The sequence below is a fragment of the Paenarthrobacter sp. R1 genome, assembly GCF_030264015.1.
GTDB classification, from domain to species: Bacteria; Actinomycetota; Actinomycetes; order Actinomycetales; family Micrococcaceae; genus Arthrobacter; species Arthrobacter ureafaciens.
Genome location: NZ_CP127115.1, coordinates 3,639,785 through 3,652,408, shown reverse-complemented (window position 1 = coordinate 3,652,408; position 12,624 = coordinate 3,639,785). Strand labels below are relative to the sequence as shown.

The 12,624-nt window shown below is 64.6% G+C and carries 12 protein-coding genes and 1 pseudogene; 2 read left to right on the top strand and 11 right to left on the bottom strand.

Annotation, left to right across the window (positions count from 1 at the left end):
• Positions 1–13 precede the first annotated feature (13 nt).
• Positions 14–778: pseudogene (locus QN084_RS24195) on the top strand (glycoside hydrolase family 43 protein); the annotation flags it as partial.
• A 150-nt stretch (positions 779–928) separates the two neighbouring features.
• Positions 929–3,085: a hypothetical protein gene (locus QN084_RS17610; RefSeq protein WP_170828579.1), complete on the top strand. Its 2,157-nt coding sequence runs from the start codon at positions 929–931 to the stop codon at positions 3,083–3,085.
• Positions 3,086–3,089: 4 nt separating this feature from the next.
• Here the strand turns inward: QN084_RS17610 and QN084_RS17605 are convergent, their stop codons facing one another.
• The 11 genes from QN084_RS17605 to glyA all read right to left on the bottom strand — a co-directional run bounded on the left by QN084_RS17605 (position 3,090) and on the right by glyA (position 12,548).
• On the bottom strand, positions 3,090–3,242 hold the full coding sequence (locus QN084_RS17605; protein ID WP_021474142.1) for a hypothetical protein: 153 nt from the start codon (positions 3,240–3,242) through the stop codon (positions 3,090–3,092).
• 19 nt (positions 3,243–3,261) lie between these two features.
• The gene (locus tag QN084_RS17600) at positions 3,262–4,347 is read right to left on the bottom strand and encodes a YihY/virulence factor BrkB family protein (protein ID WP_031217093.1); all 1,086 of its coding nucleotides are present in this window, start codon (positions 4,345–4,347) and stop codon (positions 3,262–3,264) included.
• Entirely contained in the window at positions 4,274–4,951 is a 678-nt protein-coding gene (locus QN084_RS17595; RefSeq protein WP_021474139.1) for a 2'-5' RNA ligase family protein, read from the bottom strand. The genes QN084_RS17600 and QN084_RS17595 overlap by 74 nt, the downstream gene beginning before the upstream one ends.
• Positions 4,952–4,955: 4 nt before the next feature.
• A complete protein-coding gene (gene trpS / locus QN084_RS17590; protein WP_021474138.1) occupies positions 4,956–6,065 on the bottom strand; it encodes a tryptophan--tRNA ligase in 1,110 nt (369 codons plus the stop codon).
• 22 nt (positions 6,066–6,087) lie between these two features.
• Positions 6,088–6,921, bottom strand: coding sequence for an exodeoxyribonuclease III (locus QN084_RS17585; protein WP_062095664.1), 834 nt, complete (start codon positions 6,919–6,921; stop codon positions 6,088–6,090).
• A gap of 10 nt (positions 6,922–6,931) precedes the next feature.
• Positions 6,932–7,498, bottom strand: a complete 567-nt coding sequence (locus tag QN084_RS17580) for a hypothetical protein (protein ID WP_069694822.1) — start codon at positions 7,496–7,498, stop codon at positions 6,932–6,934.
• 66 nt (positions 7,499–7,564) lie between these two features.
• The gene (locus tag QN084_RS17575) at positions 7,565–8,398 is read right to left on the bottom strand and encodes an ABC transporter permease (protein WP_021474135.1); all 834 of its coding nucleotides are present in this window, start codon (positions 8,396–8,398) and stop codon (positions 7,565–7,567) included.
• Positions 8,395–9,249 carry an ABC transporter permease gene (locus QN084_RS17570; protein ID WP_069694823.1) on the bottom strand — a complete coding sequence of 285 codons (855 nt, stop codon included), beginning with the start codon at positions 9,247–9,249 and terminating at the stop codon, positions 8,395–8,397. The genes QN084_RS17575 and QN084_RS17570 overlap by 4 nt, the downstream gene beginning before the upstream one ends.
• 10 nt (positions 9,250–9,259) lie before the next feature.
• A complete protein-coding gene (locus tag QN084_RS17565; RefSeq protein WP_021474133.1) occupies positions 9,260–10,189 on the bottom strand; it encodes an ABC transporter ATP-binding protein in 930 nt (309 codons plus the stop codon).
• Positions 10,190–10,365: 176 nt separating this feature from the next.
• Entirely contained in the window at positions 10,366–11,256 is an 891-nt protein-coding gene (locus tag QN084_RS17560) for a bifunctional methylenetetrahydrofolate dehydrogenase/methenyltetrahydrofolate cyclohydrolase (RefSeq protein WP_031217089.1), read from the bottom strand.
• A complete protein-coding gene (gene glyA / locus QN084_RS17555; protein WP_206599664.1) occupies positions 11,250–12,548 on the bottom strand; it encodes a serine hydroxymethyltransferase in 1,299 nt (432 codons plus the stop codon). Before glyA ends, QN084_RS17560 begins: the two co-directional genes overlap by 7 nt.
• Positions 12,549–12,624: the final 76 nt, after the last annotated feature.

Sequence of the window (12,624 nt, the reverse complement as noted above, 5' to 3'; positions counted from 1 at the left end):
CGGAGGCTCTCCCTTGACCAAGCTGGCAGACATCCAAATCCGTGACCCGTTCCTCCTCACACTGCCCGACGACGCCGGGTATTTGCTCTTCGGCAGCACGGACAAGAACATCTGGTCCGGTCCTGCCACAGGGTTCGACTGCTACCGCAGCAGCGACCTTGAGGATTGGGAGGGGCCCATCCCCGCGTTCCGGCCCTCCCCCGGATTCTGGAGCAAGGAGCAATACTGGGCCCCTGAAGTGCATGGCTACCAAGGCCGCTACTTCATGTTCGCCACGTTCACCGCACCTGGACACTGCCGCGGGACCCAGATCCTTTCCGCCGAGTCACCGGAAGGTCCCTACACTCCCTGGAGCGACGGACCCGTGACTCCCCGGGACTGGGAATGCCTGGACGGAACCCCGCATATCGACGCGGGAGGAACGCCCTGGTTGGTCTTCTGCCATGAATGGAAGCAGGTCAATGACGGCACCATTGTTGCCCATCAGTTGAGCCACGATCTGCGGACAACCGTGGGTGAACCGACTGTCCTGTTCGCCGCCTCCGAGGCCCCTTGGTCCCGCGCGCTGGATGTGCCCGCAGTAGCTGACCGGGAAGCCCCCGTCTACGTGACCGACGGTCCTTTCCTCCACCGGATGGCCAATGGCAAGCTGATCATGTTGTGGTCCGGTTTCGGGGATCACGGTTACGCCATGGGAATCGCACGCAGTGCATCAGGCACCGTCCTGGGTCCGTGGGTACAGGAGCCCGAACCTATCTGGGGCAGGGACGGCGGCCACGGCATGATTGCCCGGAAACTCGATGGCGGGCTCATCCTGACGCTCCACCAGCCCAACCAGAGTCCCCACGAGCGGGCCGCATTCTTCGCCCTCCGGGAGACCGAGGACTCGGTGGTCCTGGACGTTCCCTGCCCGGGCGCAGGGAATCTCATCGACCGTGAGGACCTGGTACGCCGCCACAACGTCACGCAGCAGGAGCTCGATCCACGCAGCCCCGTTTCCGTTGGCAATGGCGAGTTCGCGTTCACCATGGACTTGACGGGCCTCCAGACGTTGCCCGGCTGCTACCCCGTGGGAGCCCGCGGCGAGCTTCCAGCAGGCACCCTGCTGGGCACGCAAGCCCAGTGGGGATGGCATTCCGTCCCACCTGCATCACCCCACGATTTGGCCGGATCCACCGTGCTCTATGACTCCCCGCGGGGCCCGGTGCCCTACGTCGACATGGTGGGAGACATCGTCAATGACCGGGAAACCGGGACGTCCGCCGCGGAGACATGGCTCCGGGCAAACCCGCACCGGCTGGACCTGGGACGCATCGGATTCCGGATGGTCCGTGACGGGCTGGATCGCGGCATCACCCCCGAGGACATCACGCAGGCCACGCAAACGCTGGACCTGTGGTCCGGAACTGTGACCAGCACCTTCACGCTGGCAGGCCAGCAGGTCAAAGTCACGACGGCGTGCCACCCCTCCCGCGACGAGCTCGGCTTCCGCGTCGAGTCACCCGCGTTGGGCTCAGGCCTGGTGGTGGGCATCGACTTTCCTTACGGGTCTGAATCATGGCATGACGCCGCGGACTGGTCCAAGCCCGGGGCACACAGCACGGTGTTGGACGGACAGTGGGTAGCGCACAGGGAACTGGACGATTCGCGCTACGACGTCGCCATCGCCGGAGAAGAACTGGTGGTGGAGCAGACCGGGCTGCACTCGCTTCGTATCGCGCCGCAAAGCCAGAGCACGGTCCTCGATTTTTCCCTCACTTTCACCCCGGGTGAAGGCGGTGACTGCACCCCGCGGGGCAACAACCATCACAGCGGCGCAGCACCCGCTGAAGGCTTCGACGCCGACCCGGCCTCCGGCGTCGTACCTTCTTCCGACGGCGCCGGAAGTCGGGTAGCGGCGGCTGCGGCCGCCCATTGGCCCCGCTTCTGGACGTCCGGCGGGGCAATCGAACTGAACGCCACGAACGATCCGAGCGCGAAGGAGCTGGAACGGCGGATTGTCCTTTCCCAGTACGTGACCGCCATCAACTGTGCGGGCTCGTTGCCGCCGCAGGAAACCGGGCTGGTCTGCAACTCCTGGCGGGGCCGCTTCCATCTGGAGATGCATTGGTGGCATGCTGCGCACTTTGCGCTCTGGAACCGCACGGAACTGCTGCTGCCGTCGTTGAGATGGTATTCGTCCATCCTGGAGGCCTCGCGGCAGACAGCCAAACAACAAGGCTTTGAGGGTGTCCGCTGGCCGAAGCAGGTGGGACCGGACGGGCGCGAGAGCCCCAGCACGATCGGCACCTTCCTGATCTGGCAGCAACCACATCCCATCTACCTGGCCGAACTCGCCTACCGCGCCACTCCGGATCGCGAGGTTCTGGAGGAATTCGCCGGGATTGTGTTCGAGTCCGCGGCATTCATGGCCAGTTTCGCCCACCCCACGGGGCGAGGCTTCGAGCTGGGTCCGCCGCTGGTTCCGGCGCAGGAAAGCTATGGGTTCATGCGCGGTGAGGTCAGCAACCCCACGTTCGAGCTCGCCTACTGGCAATGGGCGCTGCGCGTCGCTTCCCAGTGGCGGGAACGGCTGGGCCTTGACCCGGTCCCACTATGGGATGAAGTGGCTGACAATATGGTCACGCCGCACGTGACCGACGGCGTCTATGCAGCCATTGACGTGGACCCCTTCACCATCCGGACCGACCATCCCTCGATGCTGTGCGCCCTGGGCGTACTGCCCCGCACCGGGCTCATCGATCCGGTCATCATGAAAGCCACCCTCGCCGACGTCCTGGCGGATTGGGACTGGGCCAGCACCTGGGGTTGGGACTACCCGGTGATGGCGATGACGGCAGCGCGGCTCGAAGACCCCGAGGCCGCCGTCGACGCACTCCTCATGACCGCCGGCAAAAACACTGTCCTGGCCAACGGACACAACCGCCAGACCGATTCCTTGCGCTTGTACCTTCCCGGCAACGGCGGCCTGTTGGCGGCAGTGGCGCTCATGGCTGCGGGGTGGGACGACGGTCCGGCACGGCATGCGCCAGGTTTCCCTGCGGGCTGGACCGTAAAGTGGGAGGGACTGGTACAGGCACCTTAGGCTCTTACTCCCGCTTGGGCCCGAGCGAGGCGCCCACCAAAGCGCCCAAGCCCACCCCGACCAGGATGCCCACGAACGGGGAATTGAACACGAGCTGGCCAATCACCAGCCCGGCCGCAGCTCCGATCAGGCAAGCAATCCACAACTGGTTGTTCATGGCGGGGCTCCAGGCTCGGTCAGGTCTGGGGAGTTGCGCGCCGGGCACCGAGGAACCGCTTGCGTGGCTCCTCCCCCGCCTGGGCGTCGGCTTCGCGGACGGCTGACCAGGACGCGGAGATGAGATACACCTGGCTGACCAGGTTGAACCAGATCAACAAGCCGATGATGATGGCGAACGATGCAAGGACGGGGTTGTTTCCGGCACGCGCAAGGAGTTCGGTGCTGAAGAGCTGGAGCACCGTAGTACCGGCGCCTGCCAGGAGCACCCCTTCCACGAACGCGCGGCGCCCCAGCTCAAGGCCGCCTGCGACCCGGAACAGGACTGCCGCCGTCGTGCAGTTCAACAGCAGCGGAACAACGATCTTGACCACTGCGGCAATGGGACCGGCCACCGCCTCATCCAGGCGCAACAGTTCGAAGAACCAGTCCGCCGCAGTGCCGAAGACGAGCGACGCTCCGGCGCTGACCACCAGGATGACTCCGAGAAGCAACAGCGTTCCGGCATCGACGAGCTTCTGCAGGAGGGCATTGCGCTGCAACGGGCCTTCCTCCATGACCCCGCGCAGCCCTTCCCGGACGCTGGCGATCCAGCCGAGCGAGGTGAAGATAGTGACCACCGCGGCGATCAGGGCAGTCCAGCCGAGGCCGGAGGGATTCAGGAGGGTCTGCGGATCCACCAGGCCCTCCCCGCCGTTCACTTGAAGGAGGCCGGGAGCAGCGGAGGCGACGCTGCGGATGACTGCGTCCTCAAGCACGGGATTGCCGCCCAGTACGATGCCGGCAACCGCGAAGCCGGTGGTCAGGAGGCCCGTGACGGAGAAGAACATGTTGAAACCGATGCCTGCACTGAGCAACGGCCCATGCTGCCGCGTGTAGTGCTGAAAGGAACGCATGCCGCGGTTGGTGTTCAGGCGGGCCAGGACGAGGGCGAAGAATGCGCCGGCCTTCCGGGGCAGGCCGTCCCCGGCCCGTTTGCTTTTGCCCCAGTCCTGACGCTTGTGGAGAAGTTCGAGCCTTAGCTTGGCGAGCTCAGTTGGAAGCGGCGGACTGTCCGCTTGAGGACGAGGGTTCCGCCTGCTGTGCTTCGTCAGTGTCGCCGCCAAAGTCGAGCTCTTCCCGTAGCTGCCATATTCCGTTGGTGTCGTGCTCGTAAAGTCCCATGCTAACCACAGGGAAGGTGGCCCGGTAATCACTGAGGACCGTTTCGGCCTCATCAAGATTTTCCTGGGCTACATCGTGAGCCACCGTGACATGCGGGTGGTAGGGGAAGGGGAGGCGCCGTTCAAGGGGGCCGCTCTGGAGCTTCTCGTGCAACTGCACGCACTCCTCAAAACCCTGTTCCACGTTGACGAACACTACCGGCGACACCGGACGGAACGAGCCGGTTCCGGAGATTGTGATGGTGAAGGGCGCTTGGGTGCGGGCGACTTCACGGACATGGTCCCTCGTGGCTTCCCAGTCGGAAGTAGGGGTGGTGGTGATGAGGGTGATGTGGGCGGGAATCACCTCGGCCATGGGATCGCCGAAGGAAGCCCGCCATTCCTGGAGCTCCTTGGCGATCTCCGGCGGGAAGCCAAGGATGACGCCAACACACATGGCGCCACCGGCACCGCAATCGGTGCCGGTGACTTCCGGCTGGCGGGCATCGTCCGGACCGGCGCCCTGCTGGGGGTCGGTCGTGACGTTGAGCTGGCCGGCGGCGCACATGGACTTAGCGGACTCCCTGCTCGCTGAGGTTTGCGGTGCCGCGGTACGGGAGGAATCCGACCTTGGAGTAGACATCTGCCAGGGTGACCGAGGCGATCTCGCGTGCCTTGTCCGCCCCGTGGGCCAGCAGGCGGTCAAGCTCGGCAGGATCGGCCAGGAGCTCGTTGGCGCGTTCGCGAATGGGAGCCAGGTGGCCGGAAACCAGTTCCGCGAGGTCCACCTTCAGGTGCCCGTACATCTTGCCCTGGTAGTCCGCCACGATCTTCTCCACCGGGGTACCGCTGATGGCTGAGTAGATGGTCAGGAGGTTGGAAACGCCCGGCTTGTTCTCCCGGTCATAGCGGATCTCGGTCTCGGCGTCCGTCACCGCGGACTTGATCCGCTTGGCCACGGTCTTGGGGTCATCCAGGAGGTTGATGAGCCCGGCAGGCGACTCGGCCGACTTGGACATCTTGGCGGTGGGGTTCTGGAGATCGTAGATCTTGGCCGATTCTTTCTGGATGAAGGCCTCGGGCACCTGGAAAGTCAGGCCGAACCGGCTGTTGAAGCGGTTGGCCAGGTCACGGCTGAGCTCTACGTGCTGCCGCTGGTCTTCGCCCACCGGAACGCCGTGCGGTTGGTACAAGAGGATGTCGGCGGCCTGGAGGATGGGGTAGGTGAACAGGCCGACGCTCGCGTGGTCAGAGCCCTGCTTCTGTGCCTTGTCCTTGAACTGCGTCATCCGGCCGGCCTCGCCCATACCGGTGATGCAGTTCAGCACCCAGGCGAGCTGGGCGTGTTCGGGAACCTGCGACTGGACAAAGAGGGTGCATTTCTCCACGTCCACTCCCCCGGCGATGTACTGGGCAGCGGTGACGCGGGTGCGGTGCGCAAGCTCTGCGGGGTCCTGCGGGACCGTGATGGCGTGGAGGTCCGGAATGAAGAAGACGGCGTCGTACTCATCCTGCATCCGGACCCAGTTGACCAGCGCGCCCAAGTAGTTGCCGAGGTGCAGCGAATCGGCCGAAGGCTGCATGCCGGAAAGGACGCGGTGCTTGGCGCCTGTGGCAGGCTGGGCGGGGTTTGCGGGGCTGCCGGCCGGGAGGACGGCAGCGTCTGTTTCAGCAGTAGTCATGGGGTAGGAACTTTCGTCAAGCTTAGAGCCGGTAGTCAACAACCAGGGGTGCGTGGTCAGAGAAGCGGGTGTCCCACGAGGGTGCCCGGTCCACTACTGCCGAGAAAGCGGCTGCAGCGAGGGCCGGGGTAGCCAGGTGGTAGTCGATGCGCCAGCCTGTGTCAGTGTCAAAGGCTTTTCCGCGCTGGGACCACCACGTGTAGGGGCCGGCGACATCTCCTGCCAGGCCCCTGTGAACATCCCTCCATCCGATCTCTTCACCGAAGAAGCGGTCAAAGTAGGCCCGTTCCTCCGGGAGGAAGCCGGCACGCTTGACGTTGCCCTTCCAGTTCTTGATGTCCAGCTCGGTGTGGCCGACGTTGAGGTCACCGACAACCAGCGCGTGATCGCTGTGCTTTGCCAGCTCGGGCAGGCGGGTGGTCATTGCGTCCAGGAAGCGGTACTTGTCATCCTGCTTGGGCGTTCCGGCCTCACCGGAATGCACGTAGGCGCTGACGGCCGTGAGCGTGGTGGCTTGACCGGCGGCATTTGTCAGGAGGAAGTCCGCTTCGACCCATCGCCCGGATTGGTCGAAGTACTCATCGCCGTTGCCGACGCGCGTGGCTGTGGGCTCCTGGCGGGAAGCGATGGCGACGCCCGCCCGGCCCTTGGCCTCGGCTTCCGCGTGCAGGATGTGCCAGCCTTCACCGATCAACGAATTGACGATCTGGTCAGGAGCACGGACTTCCTGCAAGCAAAGGATGTCCACGTCGCGCGGCTCCAGCCACTCCGCCATGCCCTTTTTGTAGGCAGCCCTGAGGCCATTGACGTTGACCGATGCGATGCGAAGGAAATCCTTCTTCAATGCCGTACTCACCCGCTCTACTCTAGTCGATGATGGTTCCGGCCACCGGTTCGTCCGAGTCTCCGGAGGACTTGATCATGTCCCGTGCATTGGTGGACGTAATGGCGATGGTTTCGAGTGCGCGGTTGATGGTGTCCTGGTTCGCGGCAGCACCCTTGGCGCGCTCCTCTTCCACTACCCGGACCTGCACCTGGACAATCTTGAACGAGTGGTCCAGCTTCAAGTCGCGGACATCATCGGCCTGCGAGCGTTCAGCCACCACCCGGGTGCCGCCGTTGTCTGCAACGGACGACGACGGCGCGCGGCCGGTTGCCGCGGCGAACGCATTCTGGGCCTCAGTCAGCTTGGCCCCGGCGCGCTTCGCGGCGCGCTGGATGCTGAAGACCACGAATGTTGCGAGCGCCAGCCATCCAAAGGAGACCACGGCAACGACCCAGCCCACGACGTCATTCTGGTTGGCCGCGAAAAGCACAGCCACCAGGAAGGCGATGATGACGACGGTCATTCCCAGGCCGCCTATGCGGAAGCCCTTGAAGGGTCCCCGGGCGGATGCGGACGTGGTTGGGTGGGGGTCACCGAGAGATTGCATGGTGCAATTGTCTCAAATGCCCGGAGGTGCCTGCGCCGCCTTCCACGCACGGCGAACATCGACGGGTTATTTGAGGAACAGTTGGCGCAGCCGTCCCGTGGTGAGCATGATGCCGAGGACGATCATCACCAGGTAGTACGCCACGTGGATGGCCGTGGCCGGGCTGAAGGATCCCGCGCTGATCTGGCGCAGCAGCTCAACCCCGTGCCATAAGGGCATGGCCTGGATAAACCACTGGATGGGCTGCGGGTAGACGCTCAACGGGTAGAACGTGGCGCTGAAGAGGAACATGGGCAGGAGGAAGAAGTTGATCCAGTCCATCTGCTGGAAGGTCTTCATGAAGCTGGTGATCCCCATGCCGAAGCTCGCGAAGCCGAACGCAATCAGTACCGATGCCGGGATCACCAGGATTGCCCACCACGTAGTCAGCAGTCCCATGACGCCCATGACCGCGGTGAAGCCCGTGGCGTAGAGGAGTCCGCGCAGCAAAGCCAGGAAAATCTCGCCCATGGCAACATCCAGCGGACCGAGGGAGGTGTAGAGCATGCCCTGGTACAGCTTGGCGAAGTTCATCTTGAAGAACACGTTCCACGTGGAATCGTAGATCGCTCCGTTCATGGCCGAGACCGCCAGGAGCGCCGGGGCAATGTAGGCCGCATAGCTGATTTCCGTACCGCCGGGGCCCTCGACCGTGCCGACGATCGACCCCATCCCCACTCCCATGGCCAGCAGGAACAGGACGGGTTCGAAGAATCCGGAGAGCAGGACCAGCCAGGTGCTGGACTTCGCGGCCATGAGTCCCCTGGCCACAACGGCCTTGGCGTTGCGCGAATACAGGGGCCCGAACTTGCGTTCGCGGGCGAGGTCCGTAGCGCTGTGCCCGCCGGTGAGGATGCTCATGAGCCCATCCTTTTGACGAAGCGGCGCCGGGTCAGGATGAAGCCCGCCGTCGCCGTGGCCAGGAGGTACAGAACGTGCACGAGTGTCAGCAAGGGATTTTCCTCCATGCCATAGGTGAAGACGCGCCCCAGTTCCGTCCCGTGCCATACCGGGGAAATCCAGCCGATCCACCGTACTGCCAAGGGCAAGGTATCCAGCGGGAAGAACGTTCCGGAGAAGAGGAACAGCGGCATGACGATGAACCTCTGCACCAGGGCGAACTGCCCCTTGTCCTGCGTGATGCTGGCGGCATAGGCCATCAGCGGGAGTCCGAACGACAACGCGGCAAGTGTGGCTACCAGTGCCGACACCCACCCCCACGCTCCCGGGGATGCGCCAAACATCGCAACCACGGCAAAGTACACCACCGATTGCAGCAGGAACCTGAGGCTGCTGGCCATGATGTGGCCCGTGGCGATCTGCTCCGGGACCAGCGGCGAGGCATGTGGGCCGAAAAAGACCCGCCGCCACTTGAAGCCATCCATGATCGGGTAGGAGAACTCCCCGGACGCCGTCATCACAGCGGCTGACACCAGCAGCGCCGGCGCCACGAACTGCAGGTAGCTGACGCCGCCGAACACGGAATCGCTGTTGGCATCCACCAAGCTGGCCAAGCCAACACCCATCGCGAAGAGATAGGCCACGGGTTGCCCCACGCTGTACAAGACAACTGACCAGCCATAGTTCCGCATGACGCGGAGCACCTGTTCGGCGTAGAAGAACGAACCCCACTTCCGCGCCCTGGCCGCCGAGACGGCAGGCGGGTGAGCCCGCAGCGGAGGAACCGGCGTCGTTGGTTTGCTTCCCGCCATCCCGTCCCCGCTAGTCAACGAGGCTCCGGCCCGTCAGCCGAAGGAACACGTCCTCCAGGGACGAGCGGCGTACCAGCGATGTCAACGGGCGCAGCCCCCGTGCCGACACCTGTTCCAGCGCGGCCTCGCCGTCGTGGGTGTAGATGAGCACGCGGTCCGGCAGCGTTTCCAGCCGGTCGCCGATGCCTTCAAGCTCGACGCCGATTGTCCCGTTGCGCTCGGACCCGAACCTGAGCTCGAGTACTTCGCGGGAGGAATGTTCGCGGATGAGGGTTGCCGGGGACCCTTCGGCCATGATCCGCCCCTTGTCCACAACGATCAGCCGATCGCACAACTGTTCGGCCTCGTCCATGTAATGGGTGGTGAGGATCAGGGTGACGCCGCTTTCCTTGAGCCGGAACAGCCGGTCCCACAGGATGTGGCGCGCTTGCGGGTCGAGTCCTGTGGTGGGCTCATCCAGCAGCAGGATGCGCGGTTCGTTGATGAGCGAACGCGCGATGGTGAGCCTGCGCTTCATCCCGCCGGACAGCGCATCCACCTTGGAGTTGGCTTTGTCCGTCAGCTGGGCGAACTCCAGGAGCTCATCGGCTTTGGGCCTGAGGTAGCTGAGCGGGAGTCCGAAGTACCGCCCGTAAACGATCAGGTTCTCGCGGACCTTCAGCTCTTCGTCAAGGTTGTCCTGTTGCGGAACCACGCCCAGGTGCGCCCGGACCTCCGGGCCGTGTGTCTCCGGGTCCAGGCCCATGATGTCCAGCGCGCCGGAAGTCCGCTGCGAGACCCCGCCGATCATCTTCATGGTGGTGGACTTGCCTGCACCGTTGGGGCCCAGCAGGCCGAAGGACTCCCCCGCGGGCACATCAAAGGAGATGTTGTCCACGGCAATCAGCTCACCGTAGGTCTTGGTGAGGTTGCGGGCGCTGATGACTGTTGGCGGATTCATGTCTGGACGGGCCTGCGACGGCGCAGGACGCGTGGCTTCATTGTGCACCCTCAGCAGACTAGTAGCGCCGGGGAATATGTGAAAGAGATGTTCCGCAAATCGTGGGATCAAATTCTCTTTAACGAACAAGGCGCCCACTCCACAGGGAGCAGGCGCCTTGCTGCGCTTGGTTTCGGCTACGCCAGTCCGGCTTGGCGTTCGGCGCTCTCCACCACGTTGGCCAGCAACATGGCACGGGTCATCGGACCCACGCCGCCGGGGTTCGGGGACAGCCATGCGGCGACGTCCGCCGCAGCCGGGTCCACGTCTCCGGTGACAACAGCCTTGCCGTTGCCGTCCTCCACGCGGCTGACGCCGACATCGAGCACCACGGCGCCCGGCTTGAGGTCCTCAGCCTTGATCATGTGCGGCACGCCGGCAGCAGCAATCACGACGTCGGCCTGCTTCAGCTCCGCAGGCAGATCTACCGTCCCGGTGTGGGCCAGGATCACCGTGGCGTTGACATCCTTGCGGGTCAGCAGGAGGCCTACGGGACGGCCAATGGTGACACCACGGCCGACCACCAGGACACGCTTGCCGTTGAGCTCGATGCCGTGCCGGCGCATCAACTCCACGCAGCCCTTGGGCGTGCAGGGCAGCGGGGACTTCATCTCGCCGCTCACGTTGGCCACCAGGCGGCCAAGGTTCATGGGGTGCAGGCCGTCGGCGTCCTTGTCCGGATCCATGGCCTCCAGGATGACGTCCTGGTCGATGTGCTTGGGCAGCGGGAGCTGGACGATGTACCCGGTGCACTCCGGGTTCTCGTTGAGCTCCCGGACAACTTTGAGCAGCTCGTCCTGGGTGATGTCCTCGGGAAGGTCCCGGCGGATGGACTGGATGCCCACCTCGGCGCAGTCCTTGTGCTTACCGCCGACGTACCAGGTGCTGCCCGGATCCGAGCCCACCAGGATGGTGCCCAGGCCCGGAACGATGCCCTTGGACGCGAGGACGGCAACCCGTTCGGTCAGTTCTGCCTTGATGGCCGCGGCGGTTGCCTTGCCGTCAAGGATCTGTGCTGCGTTCACCACTGCTCGTGCTGCGGGTAGAGCGGGAAGTCGGCGGCGAGCTTGTCCACGCGTGCCTGCAGGGCTTCTGCATCAACGCTGCCCGTGGCGCCCTTTACGAGCGCGGTGGCGATGATGTCGGCAACCTCGGTGAACTCCGCGGCGCCGAATCCGCGGGTAGCCAGTGCGGGCGTACCGATGCGAAGGCCGGAGGTGACCATCGGCGGGCGGGGATCGAACGGAACGGCATTGCGGTTCACGGTGATGCCCACGGAGTGCAGGAGGTCTTCGGCCTGCTGGCCGTCCAACTGGGAGTTCCGCAGGTCAACGAGGACCAGGTGCACATCGGTGCCGCCGGTGAGGACGGAAACGCCTGCCTCGGCAACGTCGGACTGGTTGAGGCGGTCGGCGATGATCTTGGCACCCTCGAGCACGCGCTCCTGGCGTTCCTTGAATTCCTCGCTGCCGGCGATCTTGAAGGCAACAGCCTTGGCCGCGATGACGTGCATCAGCGGCCCGCCCTGCTGGCCGGGGAAGACGTTGGAGTTGATCTTCTTGCCGTACTGTTCCTTCGCCAATATCACGCCGGAACGCGGGCCTGCGAGGGTCTTGTGCACGGTGGAGGTGACGACGTCGGAGTGCGGCACCGGGCTCGGGTGCAGTCCTGCTGCAACCAGGCCGGCGAAGTGCGCCATGTCCGTCCAGAGGAGGGCGCCTACCTCGTCCGCGATGGAGCGGAAGGCAGCGAAATCAAGGTGGCGGGGGTACGCGGACCAGCCGGCAATGATGACCTGCGGCTTCTCGGCGATGGCCTGCTCGCGCAGCTTGTCCATGTCCACGCGGAAGGTATCTTCTTCCACCTGGTAGGCAGCAACCTGGTAGAGCTTGCCGGAGAAGTTGAGCTTCATGCCGTGGGTCAGGTGGCCGCCGTGTGCCAGGGAAAGGCCGAGGATCTTGTCGCCGGGGGTGATCATGGCGGACAGTGCGGCGGCGTTGGCCTGGGCACCTGAATGGGGCTGGACGTTGGCGTACTCCGCACCGAAGAGGGCCTTGACGCGATCGATGGCGAGCTGCTCGGCAACGTCAACGTACTCGCAACCGCCGTAGTAGCGCTTGCCCGGGTAACCCTCGGCGTACTTGTTGGTCAGGACGGAGCCCTGGGCTTCCATGACTGCGCGCGGCGCGAAGTTCTCGGAGGCGATCATTTCCAGGGTGCCGCGCTGGCGGCCGAGTTCCTGGTCGAGGACTGCTGCGATCTCGGGATCGAGTTCGGCGAGCGGCTGGTTACTGACAGACACTGAAGTGGTGGTAGTCACGGAGATCTCCTGGCTAGGGAATGGGAGGTGCTACAGGTCAGGCTACCGGCAGCAGCATTCCCGCGTCCCCTCAATG